This window comes from bacterium (assembly GCA_035380285.1).
Taxonomy (GTDB): domain Bacteria; phylum Auribacterota; class Erginobacteria; order Erginobacterales; family DAOSXE01; genus DAOSXE01.
Map to the genome: position 1 here is coordinate 85,770 of DAOSXE010000010.1, position 12,897 is coordinate 98,666.

Genomic DNA, 12,897 nt, shown 5'->3' on the forward strand with positions numbered 1-12,897 from the left:
GCAGGATGAATTGGCAGAAAACAGCGTTCCTCGTGCTTCTGGCCGGTCTTCTGGCCGTTTTCGCCCCCCGGCTGGTGCGGCAGTGGAAAGAACTGGGGCGTCTCCAGCGGATGGAGGAACAGGGCCGGGAAGAGGAACTGCGCCGCCGCCGCTACTACGTGGAACTGGTCCGCCGCAAGGAAGAACTGGCGACCGACCCGGAGCGTCTCGAACTTCTGGCCCGGGAAAAACTGGGCCTGGTTAAGGAGAACGAAATCATCTTCGTCTTCGAACCCACCCCGGTCCCGGAGGGGGAGACCGCCCGGTGACCTTCGGTCTCGCCGATTACCTGGTCCTGGGCGGCTATTTTCTTTCCCTGGGCGTCATCGGGGTCCTGGCGTCGCGGCGCGAACGCGACACCGAGGATTTTTTCCTGGGGGGGCGCCGGATGCCCTGGTGGGCGGTGACTTTCTCCATCCTGGCCACCGAGGTCAGCGCGGTTACCTTCATCGGGGCTCCCGGAGATTCCTACCGGGGGGACTATACCTACCTTCAGTTCGCGTTCGGTTCCCTGGCCGGCCGGCTGCTGATCTCGCTTCTCTTCCTCCCCGCGTTCTACGGGGGGAAGGTTACCTCCATCTACCAGTACCTGGAACAGCGGTTCGGGAACCGCAGCCGCCTGACCGCCGCCGGGTTTTTTTTCGTGACCCGGCTCCTGGCCAGCGGGGTCAGGCTCCTGATCGTCTCCATCGCCCTGGCGGTGGTCAGCGGCCTTCCCCTGGGGCTCATCGTCGTCGGGGTCGCCGCCTGCGCCCTGCTCTACACCCTCCTGGGGGGGATCAAGGCCGTGATCTGGACCGACGTTCTCCAGTTCGCGGTCTTCATGGGAGGGGCCTTGACCGCGATCGGGTTCCTCCTGGCCGCCCTTCCCGGGGGCTGGGCGGGCCTGGGGGAGCTGATCCCTTCCGAAAAATTCCGGGTCTTCGATTTCCGGTTCAGCCTTTCCGACCAGGCGGTTTTCCTGGTGGCCTTCGTCAACGGCTGCGTCCAGACCTTCGCCGCCCTGGGGACCGATCAGGACCTGACCCAGAGGATGCTGACCTGCCGCCGCCTGGGGGAAGGGCAGCGGGCCCTGATCCTGACCGGGTTCATCGATTTCCCGGTGGTCCTGGTGTACCTGTTTCTCGGCACCTGCCTCTACGCCTATTACGCCGTCCTCGGCCATGCGCTGCCCCCGGGAATAGGGCCCGACCGGGTCTTTCCCCATTATATCGCGTCCGTCCTTCCCCCCGGCGTACGGGGCCTGTTGATCGCCTCCATCTTCGCCGCGGCCATGTCCAGCCTGGATTCGGCCATCAACGCCCTCTCCTCCAGCGCGATCATGGACGTATACCGGCCCTTCATCCGCCCCGGCGCCACCGAGCGGCACTACCTCAAGGCGTCCCGGGTCTTCGTCGCGGTCTTCTGCCTGCTCCTGATCGCCGCGGCCTTCGCCCTCAACCATATCCCCGGCGGGAAGCTCTGGCTGGGGTTCAAGGTCACCGGCTTCACCTACGGGGCCATGCTCGGGGTCTTTCTGCTGGGCGTTCTCACCCGCGGGGGCAGCGACCGCCTCAACCTCTGGGCCATGGTCAGCAGCGTGCTCCTGCTCGCGGGCCTGGCGGCGGCGGACGAGCACTTTTTCCCCGATCGGGTGATGCTGGCCTGGCCCTGGTACGTGGTGATCGGGACCGTCTGGACCTTCGTCTTCGGGTGCGTGTTCCGGCCCCGGGCGGCCCATGCCCGCTGAGACCGCAGCTCGGATCCGGTCCCTGGTTTCCCGCTGCGACCTGGCGGTCGTCGACCTCGATCAGTGTCTCGTTCCCCGCTTCACCCAGACCCGTCTGGGCCGGAAGCTGCTGGCCGGCGCCTTCCGGGGGACTTCCCCGGCCCTGCGGGCGCACCTTCCGCGCCTGATCGGGGGAGCGGGGTTCATCGTCGCTACCCGCCTCCGCCGGCCCTGGAAGGGGAAGCCGGGGAACCGGGAACTGATGGAGGCGTTTATCCGGGTCCTGGCCGGGCTTCCCCTGGAGGAAGTGGAAGCGGCGGCGTCCGGCCTTCCCGGCCGCTCCGGGCCCTGGCGGAGCGCCCTGGGGCGGCTGGAGATGCCCGTTTTCCTCCTGACCGCCTCCATCGAACCGGTGGCCCGGGCGTACGGATCGGTCGCCGGGCCCACCGGGCCGATCTTCTCGGGGTGGAAAGGCACGCCCCTGCGCGTCCGCCGCGGCCTGGTCGCCGACGCCGACTGGGAGGAGTGCCTGCTCGAACCCGCCGACAAGAAGCGGTGGCTGGAAGCCCGGATGGCCGCGGGCGGCTACCGCCGGCCCCTGATCATCGGCCACGGCCGCGACGAAGAAGCCATGGCCGCCCTGGCCGCCCGGGCCGGGGGCGGGTCGATCGCGGTCAAGCGCTGGGGGAGCGATCCATCCGGTTTCGGGATCGTTCTCGGCACCGGCGCCTGGCGGGCGCTGGCGCGCGCCCTCGGGGGCGGCGAGCCCCCCCGGGAGCCCTGAGCCGGCTAGGGCTGGAAGCCGTTGCGGTTCAGAACCTCGGCGGCTTCGGCCGCTTCGGGGGTTCCCGGGTAGCGGGAGACGATCTCCCGCAGCGCCCCCGCTCCCTGGGCCCGGTAACGGTCCCGGTTGACCGCCTCGTTCTCCGTCTCTCCGGCCTTGAACGCCGCCGCCGCCAGTGCCAGCGAGGCCCGGACCCAGTGTCGGCTGCGCGGCCAGTTCCGGCGGATACGTTCGTAGACGGGGACAGCGACGCTTCCCCCCAGCATCTCCGCTTCCCGGAAGAGCGCCCGCACCGCCCATTCGCTGGCGGGCCAGTTGAGGGCGATCCCGTCCAGGCTTTCGACCGCTTCCGCGGTCTTTCCCTGTTTGTGCAGCAGTTCCGCCCGGCGCAGCCGCGCCTGCATGGCCACGTTGGTGGCCGGGTGGGCGCGGATGACGTTGCCGGTCACTTCCGCGGCGAACCCGGGATCTTCCTCGGACAGGGCGTCGTCGATCAGACCTTCCAGCGCTTGATCGACGGTCGTGCCCTTGAAACCGCACTGATCGTCGAAGAAGCCGTCGATTCCGAACGAAGCGACGATCTCGCTGTAGATGCCGATCGCGGAAGCGGGATCTTCCAGGGCGGACATCCCCCGCGCCTGCAGAAGCTTGGCCAGCGCCGCGGTTTCGGGGAGCTTCACCACCGCTTCCTGCCAGGCGGCCACGGCCGGTTCCCAGATCCCCGCTTCGGAAAAGCTGCGGCCCATGAGAACGGCGGCCTCCCCCGCTTTTTCCGGGTAATGATCGATGACTTCCCGGAACCAGGAGCGTCCGGCCGCTTCCTCCCCGGGGGCGTGAAAGGCGTAGAGTTTCCCCAGCCGGATCCTGGCCTCGGCGGCGACGGCCGGGTAGGCGGCGGCGGCGCGGTAGGCCTCGTCCGCCTTGTCGAAAAAACCGCTCCGGGAACCCGTGTCGTCTCCGCCGGAGGCTTTCTCCCGCTCCAGGTGGAGGGCCAGGTAGGCGTCTCCGACGATCAGCCAGGCCCGCTGGCATTGCGCCGATCCCGGGCTCCCGTCGATCACGGCCCGGTAGGTTTCGATGGCTTTTTCCTTCTGCCCCACCTGCAGGTAGTAGTTGCCCAGGTAGTAGCTTTCGACGAGGGTGGGGTGGGCGAGATCGGCCCGGGAAACGGTCGCCGCCGCCGGGAGCAGGAGCGCCGCCGCGGTCAACAGTCGTTTCATGTTAGTTCCTCCGGCTTCGGTATCGGTTCAGGCTTTTCTCCAGACCTCGGACCGGTGTTCTTCGCTGTTTTCCCGGTCCCGTGCCCGGCGCAGGCGGGCGTCGACCTCGGTCAGGGTCCGGTAGATGACTCCGGCCGCTTCCCCCCTGACCCGGGCGCCGGCGGCGCCGGCATGGCCGCCCCCTCCCAGGAGCTTGGCCACTTCGGCGACGTTGACCAGGCCCTGGGAACGGAGTTCGATAAGAATTTTCCCCGGCTCGTATTCGAGAAAGAGAATCCCCACCTCGATCCCGCGCACGGTCAGGAGGTAGACCGGCAGCGCGGGGAGCTCGTCCAGCCGCGGAGTGAAGCGGCGGTAGAGGTCGTGGTGGATGACCGAGTAGGCGATCTTGCCCTCGTACCCCACCTGGGCGGTGAGCAGGGCGATCCCGGCCAGGCGCATGAAGGCGCTGCTGCGGTCGAGCGCGAGCTTGCGGTGAACCTCGTAGGGCTGGACCCCGGCGGCCAGGAGCCTTCCGGCTTTTTCGTGGGTGCGCTGCGTCGTCCCCGGATAGTTGAAGTTCCCGGTGTCGGTGACGATGGCGACGTAGAGGGGGAGGGCGAGGTCCAGGGTCAGCTCCACCTCCAGGGCGTCGAGGATGTTCATGATCAGCGCCCCGGTGGACGAGGCTCCGGGGATGACGTAGTTGAGGGTTCCGAAGAAGCGGTTGGTCGAGTGGTGGTCGACCACGATCAGGGGCTGGGGCAGCGAGACGATCTTAGCGCCCAGGTTGCCGGCCCGGTCGGCTCCGGCGCAGTCGATCATGATGAAAAGGTCGGCTTCCTCCAGGATCCGGTCGTCGTGCCGGGGATCGTAGCGGATGATTTCGTTGTCGCCGGCCAGGATGAAACGGAGCCCGTAGGGGATGTGCGAGGGGATGATGGCCCAGGTTTTTTTTCCTACGGCCTTGAGGGCCCGCAGCAGGGCCAAGGTCGATCCGACCGCGTCGCCGTCCGGCTGGATGTGGGAAGTGAGCACGATCCGCTCGGCCCGGTCGATGAGTTCGACGATGGGAGCGATTTCCGGGTCCGTCACCGCTGTTCCTCCCGGAAGTCGCGCCAGACGGCGTTGTCGACGCGGATGACCGCCAGCCCGGGGTCGAAGACCAGGGAAAGCGTGCCCGGATCGACGACGGAATCGATGTAGACCAGCTCGTGCACGGGGGCGGCGACCCGGCCGGGGCGGACCGTGGTCCGGGAGGTGGGGAGGCCGAGGACGGCGACCGCTTCCTCGATGGACATGCCGCCCCGCAGATCTTCCAGAGCCCCCCGGCCGCCGGGGCGCACGTCCCCGCCCCCGGCGCAGCCGATCCCGAGAAGGACCAGCCCCGCTGCGCCCAGAACCATCGCCCCGCTTTTCTTCGTCATTCGTGCCCCTTCTTTTCGCCGTCCGTCCGCCCCGGGTCCGGGCCCCCGGCGGCCTACCCAGTATAGCAGGGTAGGGCGGGAGAAAAAAGAGAGCCGGCGCCCGGAGGCGCCGGCTCTGGAGGTGAAACGACCGGGACTCAGAAGTAGAAGGCCACTCCGGCCCGGACCTGCATGTGGTCGAACTTGATCTCTTCCTTGTCGCCCGAGGGCTTGAATTTTAAGTCGGGGCGCATCCAGACGTAGCGGAACTCGCCCCGGATCGCGATCTGCGGGCTCAGGAAGAGCTCGGCTCCGCCGCAGCCGTGGTAGGTGAAGCTGTCCTCGAGTTCGAAGACGTCGTCATCGGGACCGTCGTACTCGTTGAAGCTCCAGCCCCCGCCGCCGCCGACGTAGAGGTACAGGACCTCGGCGACCGTTCCCCCCAGCCGGAGGGTTCCGGCCACGGGGATGAACTGGAATTTCATATCGCTGGAGAACTTGCTCTCGGGCTTGAAGTAATCGGCCCCGAGATCGAGCTTGACGAAGTTCCCCAGGCAGAAGACCAGCGACCCGCCGCCGCCGAAGACGTTGTCGGGCTCGTTCCCGCTGCCGAAATCGTCGTCGTTGAAGTTGAAGGCATACAGGCCGTGGGCTTCCAGGCCTACTTTGGGCGTCTGGGCGCCGGCCGTACCGGCCACTAAGCAGACCGCGGCCAGCGCGAAAATACCGGCAATGATCGTCCTCATGTCGACCTCCCTGTTGCGGTTTCCCGGGCGGTCCCCGGGCTACTTGGGTTTAAAAATAAAACGCCAGTCCCAGGCGGGCTTCCATGTGGTCGAAGTTGAGGTCCTTGTGCTCGAGGTCGAAATCCAGGTTTTTGAGATCGGCCCGCAGCCAGGTGTAGCGGTACTGCGCCTGGAGCGCGAGGTTGTCGGTGAGGAAGAACTCCAGCATGCCGTAGGCGAACCAGACGATGCCGTCCTTGAGGTCGGAACCGTCGCCGTGCTTGAGGTGGTTGAACGACCACCCGGTGCCCCCTCCCATGAAGAGGTAGAAGCCCTCGGTGATGAACCCGCCGACTCCGGCCCCGATGGTGACGGGTATGAATTCGGCCCTGAGATCGTCGGGGGCGTATTGGCAGCCCCGGACCTTGGGACCGTAGTAGTCCGCGCCGGCGTCGATCCGGAAATAGGGGCAGATTTTCCAGGCCAGGGACGCGCCGCCGCCGAACTCCTCGTTGGTGGAAATGTCGGCGTTGCTGTACTCGAACGTGTACAGCCCGTGGGCTTCGACCCCGACTTGGGCGGGAACGCTCCCGGCGGCGAAAACCAGCAGCCCCGCGGCCAGTACGGTTACGGCAAGATTCCTCATCATAAACCTCCAGCGCGGTTGATGATCACGCTCAAAGCATAGCGAACCGGCCCCGAAGTGTCAACACTTCGCTGGGACCCCGCCGCCGCGACGGGAACGGCCCCCGGGCGCGCTCGAAGCCGCCAGGGCCGAGCCGGCCGCGACCAGGGAGAAGGCGGCGCCGCAGAGCAGGATCCGGTTCCAGCTCTGACGCAGCAGCGCTTCCGGCCGGAAACTGACCGTGCTCCACCAGTGGAGCCGGTAGTTGGCCGGCGTGATGGGCAGGTAGGCCCGCATCAGGAAAAGCTGAACCGCGGCCGCAAAGACGAGGAAGCCCGGCCTGAGGTAGATCGCCCGCCGGCGTTCGACCGCCTGCGCCGCCAGGAGGACGACGGCGGGAAAGGCCGTGAACAGGATCCGGCAGCGGTCGGCCCCGCCCACCGCGGTGAAGAGGACGCAGGCGCCGAGATACAACGCCGCGCCGGGGTTGGCGGCCAGGCAGCGCCCGGCGCCGCGGGGGTCGAGGATGACGAGGAAAAGTCCCACGCCGAAGACGTTGAAGGCGGCATGGACCATCCGGGGCCAGTAGAGGAAAAAAAGACGGCCGAAATAGACGGCGTGGCCGGCGTAGTCGAACCCGCGGTTGACCGCCGGGATCAGCGCCCGCAGGGCGACCGCCGCCGCCACGGGGAGGGCTCCCAGGGCCAGGCCCCGGAGGAGGATGGGGCCGTCGACGAGTTTGCCCGGAGTTTTGCGGAAAAAGTACCAGGCGCCGAGCAGGGCCACGAAGTATTCCCGCGAGAGGGCGCCGGCCAGGAGAAAAACCAGGAACCAGCCGTCGCGTTTCCGCGCCATGGCCCAGAAGGCTCCCGCCACCGCCAGGTAGTAGGTGGCGTCGATATGGATGGGGTTGTAGAGGGCGAAGCGGAGGTTGACCCAGGAAGTGAGAAAGAGTCCGGTCCCGAAGCCGGCGGCCCCCGGCCCCAGGCCGCGGGCGCGGAGAAAGGCGAAGAGGAGGGCGGCGGCGGCGGTTTCGGCTCCCACGGTGTAGACGGTGTACACCCCCAGGGCCGGCCCGGGGACGAAGTGGAGGACCCAGGCGGGAAAGATCCGGAAAGCGTAGGGCGCGGTCAGGGTCCGGTCCGCCCCCCCCCAGGGGGACTCGGTCATGGCCCGGTAAAAAGCGCCGTCGTACCCGACCGTCTGCACCGGGGTCAGGACCCGGAGGGCCAGGGCCATCGCCAGGGACGCCGCGCCCGCCGCCAGCCAGCCCGGAAGCCTCACGTTCCGGCTCCGGCGAGGCGGTAGCGGCCGCCCTCCCGCTCGACCCGGAAGGGCCGGCCGAAGGCCTCCTCCAGGATCGGGGCGGCCAGGGTCTCGTCCGGGCTCCCCGCGGCCAGGATTGTGCCGGCGCGCAGGATCAGGACCCGGTTGATTTCGGGGACGATCTCCTCGACGTGGTGGGTGACTAGAAGCAGGGTGGGGGCGCTCCCCCCCCGCAGGATTCTCCTCAGGTCCTCCAGAAAAAACTCCCGGGCGGCGGGATCGAGCCCGGCGCACGGTTCGTCCAGGACCAGAAGGAGGGGCTCGGCCACCAGGGCCCGCGCCACCAGGACTCTCTGGCGTTCGCCCTGGGAAAGATGCCCGACCGGCCGCTGCTCCAATCCGGCGCAGCCGACCTCGCCCAGGACGGCCCGCGCCCGCCCGACCTCGGCGGCGCTGAAGGCGCGGTATACCCCCAGGGTCGCTTCCAGGCCCGAAAGCACCGTCTCCAGCGCGGTATCGGCTCCCCGCAACCTGGTTTCCAGGGAATGGCTCACCCACCCGATCAGACGCCGCAGGCGCCGGAGGTCGCAGCGCCCGAACTCCCGGCCCAGGACCGACACCCGCCCGCGGGTGGGCCACTCGTAACCGGTGACCACCTTGAGCAGGGAGGTTTTCCCGGCGCCGTTGGCGCCCAGGAGTGCCCAGTGTTCGCCGCGGGCGATCGCCCAGCTCAGGGAGGAGAGGATCACCGTCCGGTTGCGTTCCAGACGGACGTCCTCGAGTTCGATGATGTTCGGCGCTCCGGCCTGTGCTACCATGTGCCGCCTCCCTCGCCCGGCCATGATACGTCGGTCGGGGCGCGGGACGCAAAAAAATACGCCGTGGACAAAATCGGAGAAAAGACGCTTTTTCGGGGGTCCTGGCTCTCCCTGCGGAATTTGACCTACCGGACCGCGGCCGGCAGCCGCCTCGAATGGGAGATCATCGTCCGCAGCCGGGAGGAGACGGTCGTGGTCGTGCTGGCCCGCCTGCGCCCCTCGGGCCGGTACCTGCTCATCCGCCAGTTCCGTCCCGGGGTTCAGGCCCGGGTCATCGCCCTTCCCGCCGGCTGCGTCGCCCCCGGGCGCGACATCCGCCTCCAGGCCGAGGCGGAACTGAAGGAAGAGACCGGATATTCGGGAACGATCGTCTCGGTCTCCCCGCGTCTGAAGATCAACCCCGCCGTGCTCGATTGCGACCTGTACCTGGTGGAGATGGAGGTGGACGAAACCGCGCCCGAGAACCTGGAGCCCCGCCAGGAGCTGGAGCCCGAGGAGGAGATCGAGGTTTTCCCGGTCGAGCCCGCCCGCATCCGGGAATTTCTCCGGGCCCAGGCCGCCGCCGGCTGCGAAATCGCCTCGGCCTGCTGGCTTATCTTCGAAACCGGTCCGGGTCCGGCGTCCGCCGGCGGTTGAGCCGGTTCAAAATCCGGTTTCGCCCGGCACCGAGAAGAACAGTTTTTCCCGGACGGGAAGCGCGCCCTCGGCCAGTGCCACCCCGTTGTGGTCCTGGAGCCGGTAGCGCCTCGCCCCGGAAGGAGAACGGGAGATCCAGAGCCCGATGTCGTCGAGGGGATAGGGGGTGGGGTTGGTGAACGTGACCACCAGGCAATCGCCCTCGCGCGCGCTCTCCACGCGCAGTTTTTCCCGGGCCAGCCACCACCGGCTCAAGGTGGAAAGAGTGGTGCACCAGGTGTTTTCGGAGAGGATGATTTCGAAAAATTCCTCCAGGATCTGGAGGTTTTCCGGCTTGGAGACGCTTCCGATGTAGGTGTGGTAGACGAAGACGCCGTTGAGGGAATGGATGCGGCGGAAGATCCGAACCCCCTTGTCGAACTTCTGCAGGGGGTTGACCTGGTCGGTGAACTCCAGGAGCCGGTAGCCGGAGGGGTGGTAGGGGTAGAGGACCCCCTCGGTCAACGGCCGGCGCAGGAGGCTGGAGAAAGTCCGCGGCGGGGAGAGGGTGCTGGAGGAGTAGAGGAAGTCGCAGATCTCCAGGATCCGGAACGTGTCCGGGGTGGTGACGAATTCCGGAGCCCGGAAACCGACGGGGAAGAAACCGAGCTCGGCCAGGGCGTTGTGCCCCTGCTCGATCCGTTCGCGCTGCTCGTCGTACGGCAGTTCGAAGAGTTCTCCGCCCTCCGGGGCGCCCCGGGCGAGGTCGGGGCCGTAGGTGTGGTACGTTCCCTCCTGGGCGATTTCGTGGCCTTCCTCGGTCAGGCTGCGGAGTTCGGCCAGGACCTGGGGGGCGTCCTTGACGGGGTAGGTGTCGATATAGTCGGGGATGACGAAAAAGACCCCGGGAATTCCGTGTTTGCGCAGGAAGAGGCGGAGGATGGCGATATCCTCGGGCGGGGTGGTGGCTTCGATGTCGCAGTTGGTGAAGACGCTGGCCGATTGAAAGCCGTGGGGGTAGATGTCCAGGGAGAGATAGCGGTTGCGGATGAAGAGCATGGGGGGGCCGTAGATATAGTCGCGGGCCAGGGAAAAGTAATTGAAGAGAACGTAGATCGCCCCCGCCAGGAGCAGCAGTCCGGCCAGCAGGGCCGCCCGTTTTTTTATTTTCCAGGACATGGTCGGGGAGGCGTCGGCTCCGGCGCGGGGCTCGGCGTCGCGGCCGGCCCGGCCGGAACCGGCGTCGGGGGCGGGTAGATCCGCCCGTTCCAGATTTCGGTGAAATAATCGCCGAAGAACGCCACCGCGGCGGGATCGGTGATCATCAGGCTGCTTTCGTTGCGGACCTCCAGGGCCTGGTACCCCCAGTTGGCCGAACCCACCAGGGCCGTCTGATCCGCCAGCACCAGCTTGGCGTGGGTGGTGACGTCCTCGCGGTCGAACCGGACGTCAACGCCGCCTTTTTTCAGCAGCTCGGCGGTCTCGCGGTTGAGGCGGTTCAGTCCCTGGTTGTAGTCGCTGAGATCGAGGATCACCCGGACGTCCAACCCCTTGCCGGCCGCGAGGATGAGGGCGTCGATCAGGGCGTTGGCCTTGGAATCCGGATAGCTGCGCGAATAGTTCATGCCGTAGACCATGACCCAGACCCGTTGCCGGGCGCCGGCGATCATCTTCTCCAGGACGGGGAAGTGCCCGCGGTTGACCACCGTCGCCGCGCCGGGGATCTCGACCGCCTCCAGTACGGGCTCGGCCTCGCTGTTCTTCCAAAGCTGTTCGAAGTAGCGCGCGAAGAACTCTCCCACCGCCGGGCTCTCGACCAGGACGTTGGTCTCGTTGTTGTTGTCCATGGAGTTGGCCGAAAGGTTGGTGGACCCGAGGAGGACCCGGCGACGGTCGGCGACGAACAGTTTGTTGTGCAGCTGCTTGCGGGGGGTGTCGAGACGGGTCTCGATGCCGAAACGGTTCAGATAGCCCTCGCTGGTGCGGTTGAAGGAGATCTTGTCTTCGATCAGGCCCCGCACCGCCACCCCGCGCCCGACCGCTTCCCGGAGCGCATCCTGGACTTTTTTCACCTGGGGGTCGTAGTGGAATTCGAGCTGGATGAAGTCGATGGACGTCCGCGCCGAGGCGATCAGCTCCAGGAGGACGGGGAGATAGTCGCGGTTGACCACCGGGACGATCGTCTCGGCCCCCCCGCAGAGAACCGCCGGGGAAAAGAACAGCAAGCTCGCCAGCAGGATACCGAGGGCGATCCTCATCAACGGCCGTTTCTCCTTGCGGGGAATCCCCCGCCGGTCAGTCGCAAAAACGGAACTTGACGATGGTCCAGAACGCGACAAAACCGTCTTTCCAGGTGATTTTCTTGCCCTCTTCGTAGGTGCGTCCGAAATAGGAGATCGGCACCTCGTAGAGGCGGTAACCGCGTTTCACCATCTTGGCGGTGATCTCGGGTTCGATCCCGAACCGTTCCGACCGGAGTTCGACCCCGGTCAGGACGTCCCGGCGAAAAACCTTGTAACAGGTCTCCATGTCGTTGAGGTTGATGTTGTAGAGAATATTGGTGAGCAGCGTCAGGAGCTTGTTGGCGACATAGTGCCAGAAGTAAAGGACCCGGTGCGGACCGCCCAGGAACCGGGCTCCGTAGACCACGTCGGCGACCCCGTCCATGATGGGTCGGCAGAGCTTCCGGTACTCCCCGGGGTCGTATTCCAGGTCGGCGTCCTGGACGATGACGATATCCCCCCGGGCCTCGGCGAAACCGCGCCGGATGGCGGCGCCCTTTCCCCGGTTGCGCTCCTGGACGAAGACCCGGACCTTCTCGTCCTCGAGAGCCTCCAGCAGCGCGGGGGTGCCGTCGGAGGAGCCGTCGTCGACCACCACGATTTCGGTGACCAGGTCCTGGGCTTTGACCCGGGCGATGATATCGAGGAGGGTCTTCTCCTCGTTGTAAACCGGGATAACGACGCTGACCGACATCATGGGAACACCTCGGGTTGAGCGGCGGGCTTCTTCCCCCTGACAAACAGGGAAGCTAGCATCGCCAGGTCTTTCCTGTCAACTTCTCCCGTCGCCGCCAGCACCGCCGCCGCCGCCCCCCCCAGGGCGGGAAGAACGACGAGGAGGAGCCAGCCCCGGGGGGCGATCGCGGCGGCTCCCCCCCCGGCGACGGCGGCCGCCAGGAGCGTCCTGCGAGCCGTCGCCCATCCCGCGGGGTTCCCCAGCCTCCGTCCGGCGGCCGCCCAGGCCGCCCCCAGGCCGCCGGCGCAGGCCAGGGCGGTGGCGGCCGCCGCCCCCAGGGTCCCCCGGGCCGGAACCAGGAGGGCGCAGAGCGCCGTGTCCGCGGCCAGGGTTCCCCCGACCAGGATGAAGGCGGTCCAGGGGGCTCCGTCGGCGGCCAGGGCGCTGGCCAGAAGAAAGAGGAAGGCCAGGGCGGTCTGTCCGAAGACCAGCACCCGCAGCGGCGCGCCCGCGGGAAGGCTGTCGGTCCCGTAGACCCAGGCCGCGAGCCCGTCCGCGGCGGCGCCGATCAAAGCCGCGGCGGGCAGGGAGAGAATCAATCCCCAGCGGACCCAGGTGCGCAGGGTCCTGCGGACGGCTTCCCGGTCGCGGGACCGGGCGGCGATGGTGGGGAAGAGCGTCAGGCTGAGGGCGTAGAGGAGCATGTAGGGTATCCGGGCGAACTGTTGGGCGCAGGTGTAGTACCCGGCGGCCG

At 67.4% G+C, this 12,897-nt stretch carries 15 protein-coding genes; 4 read left to right on the forward strand and 11 right to left on the reverse strand.

Annotated features, from left to right (window positions below; translation table 11 throughout):
* Positions 1–5: 5 nt before the first annotated feature.
* The 3 genes from PLZ73_05430 to PLZ73_05440 are packed head-to-tail and all read left to right on the forward strand — an operon-like array spanning position 6 to position 2,531.
* Positions 6–308, forward strand: a complete 303-nt coding sequence (locus PLZ73_05430) for a septum formation initiator family protein (GenBank protein ID HOO77313.1) — start codon at positions 6–8, stop codon at positions 306–308.
* Positions 305–1,768 carry a sodium:solute symporter gene (locus PLZ73_05435; GenBank protein HOO77314.1) on the forward strand — a complete coding sequence of 488 codons (1,464 nt, stop codon included), beginning with the start codon at positions 305–307 and terminating at the stop codon, positions 1,766–1,768. Before PLZ73_05430 ends, PLZ73_05435 begins: the two co-directional genes overlap by 4 nt.
* Entirely contained in the window at positions 1,758–2,531 is a 774-nt protein-coding gene (locus tag PLZ73_05440; GenBank protein ID HOO77315.1) for a hypothetical protein, read from the forward strand. The genes PLZ73_05435 and PLZ73_05440 overlap by 11 nt, the downstream gene beginning before the upstream one ends.
* A 5-nt stretch (positions 2,532–2,536) precedes the next feature.
* Here the strand turns inward: PLZ73_05440 and PLZ73_05445 are convergent, their stop codons facing one another.
* The 7 genes from PLZ73_05445 to PLZ73_05475 all read right to left on the reverse strand — a co-directional run bounded on the left by PLZ73_05445 (position 2,537) and on the right by PLZ73_05475 (position 8,570).
* Complete coding sequence (locus PLZ73_05445) at positions 2,537–3,751, reverse strand: tetratricopeptide repeat protein (protein HOO77316.1); 1,215 nt, start codon at positions 3,749–3,751, stop codon at positions 2,537–2,539.
* Positions 3,752–3,778: 27 nt separating this feature from the next.
* Positions 3,779–4,825, reverse strand: coding sequence for a bifunctional oligoribonuclease/PAP phosphatase NrnA (locus PLZ73_05450; GenBank protein HOO77317.1), 1,047 nt, complete (start codon positions 4,823–4,825; stop codon positions 3,779–3,781).
* The gene (locus PLZ73_05455) at positions 4,822–5,157 is read right to left on the reverse strand and encodes a hypothetical protein (protein HOO77318.1); all 336 of its coding nucleotides are present in this window, start codon (positions 5,155–5,157) and stop codon (positions 4,822–4,824) included. Before PLZ73_05455 ends, PLZ73_05450 begins: the two co-directional genes overlap by 4 nt.
* 137 nt (positions 5,158–5,294) lie before the next feature.
* Positions 5,295–5,882: an outer membrane beta-barrel protein gene (locus PLZ73_05460; GenBank protein HOO77319.1), complete on the reverse strand. Its 588-nt coding sequence runs from the start codon at positions 5,880–5,882 to the stop codon at positions 5,295–5,297.
* A gap of 49 nt (positions 5,883–5,931) precedes the next feature.
* Positions 5,932–6,507 carry an outer membrane beta-barrel protein gene (locus PLZ73_05465; protein HOO77320.1) on the reverse strand — a complete coding sequence of 192 codons (576 nt, stop codon included), beginning with the start codon at positions 6,505–6,507 and terminating at the stop codon, positions 5,932–5,934.
* A 60-nt stretch (positions 6,508–6,567) separates the two neighbouring features.
* Positions 6,568–7,770, reverse strand: a complete 1,203-nt coding sequence (locus PLZ73_05470; GenBank protein HOO77321.1) for a hypothetical protein — start codon at positions 7,768–7,770, stop codon at positions 6,568–6,570.
* Positions 7,767–8,570, reverse strand: coding sequence for an ATP-binding cassette domain-containing protein (locus PLZ73_05475; GenBank protein ID HOO77322.1), 804 nt, complete (start codon positions 8,568–8,570; stop codon positions 7,767–7,769). The genes PLZ73_05470 and PLZ73_05475 overlap by 4 nt, the downstream gene beginning before the upstream one ends.
* Before the next feature lie 63 nt (positions 8,571–8,633).
* Between PLZ73_05475 and PLZ73_05480 the strand changes: the two genes are divergently transcribed.
* Positions 8,634–9,206, forward strand: a complete 573-nt coding sequence (locus PLZ73_05480) for an NUDIX domain-containing protein (GenBank protein ID HOO77323.1) — start codon at positions 8,634–8,636, stop codon at positions 9,204–9,206.
* Positions 9,207–9,212: 6 nt separating this feature from the next.
* Here the strand turns inward: PLZ73_05480 and PLZ73_05485 are convergent, their stop codons facing one another.
* From PLZ73_05485 to PLZ73_05500, 4 genes are all read right to left on the reverse strand, one after another.
* Complete coding sequence (locus PLZ73_05485; protein HOO77324.1) at positions 9,213–10,364, reverse strand: DUF2334 domain-containing protein; 1,152 nt, start codon at positions 10,362–10,364, stop codon at positions 9,213–9,215.
* A complete protein-coding gene (locus PLZ73_05490) occupies positions 10,349–11,443 on the reverse strand; it encodes a phospholipase D-like domain-containing protein (protein HOO77325.1) in 1,095 nt (364 codons plus the stop codon). Before PLZ73_05490 ends, PLZ73_05485 begins: the two co-directional genes overlap by 16 nt.
* Positions 11,444–11,480: 37 nt before the next feature.
* A complete protein-coding gene (locus PLZ73_05495) occupies positions 11,481–12,161 on the reverse strand; it encodes a glycosyltransferase family 2 protein (GenBank protein ID HOO77326.1) in 681 nt (226 codons plus the stop codon).
* The coding region (locus PLZ73_05500; protein HOO77327.1) for a lipid II flippase MurJ at positions 12,161–12,897 on the reverse strand (737 nt) is incomplete at its 5' end. The genes PLZ73_05500 and PLZ73_05495, both read right to left, overlap by 1 nt.

Excerpts from the sequence above, each read along its gene's own strand:
- PLZ73_05430 (HOO77313.1), top strand. The coding sequence starts at position 6 with ATGAATTGGCAGAAAACAGCGTTCCTCGTGCTTCTGGCCGGTCTTCTG.
- PLZ73_05440 (HOO77315.1), top strand. The coding sequence starts at position 1,758 with ATGCCCGCTGAGACCGCAGCTCGGATCCGGTCCCTGGTTTCCCGCTGC.
- PLZ73_05445 (HOO77316.1), bottom strand. The coding sequence starts at position 3,751 with ATGAAACGACTGTTGACCGCGGCGGCGCTCCTGCTCCCGGCGGCGGCG.
- PLZ73_05455 (HOO77318.1), bottom strand. The coding sequence starts at position 5,157 with ATGACGAAGAAAAGCGGGGCGATGGTTCTGGGCGCAGCGGGGCTGGTC.
- PLZ73_05460 (HOO77319.1), bottom strand. The coding sequence starts at position 5,882 with ATGAGGACGATCATTGCCGGTATTTTCGCGCTGGCCGCGGTCTGCTTA.
- PLZ73_05465 (HOO77320.1), bottom strand. The coding sequence starts at position 6,507 with ATGAGGAATCTTGCCGTAACCGTACTGGCCGCGGGGCTGCTGGTTTTC.
- PLZ73_05475 (HOO77322.1), bottom strand. The coding sequence starts at position 8,570 with ATGGTAGCACAGGCCGGAGCGCCGAACATCATCGAACTCGAGGACGTC.
- PLZ73_05485 (HOO77324.1), bottom strand. The coding sequence starts at position 10,364 with ATGTCCTGGAAAATAAAAAAACGGGCGGCCCTGCTGGCCGGACTGCTG.
- PLZ73_05490 (HOO77325.1), bottom strand. The coding sequence starts at position 11,443 with ATGAGGATCGCCCTCGGTATCCTGCTGGCGAGCTTGCTGTTCTTTTCC.
- PLZ73_05495 (HOO77326.1), bottom strand. The coding sequence starts at position 12,161 with ATGTCGGTCAGCGTCGTTATCCCGGTTTACAACGAGGAGAAGACCCTC.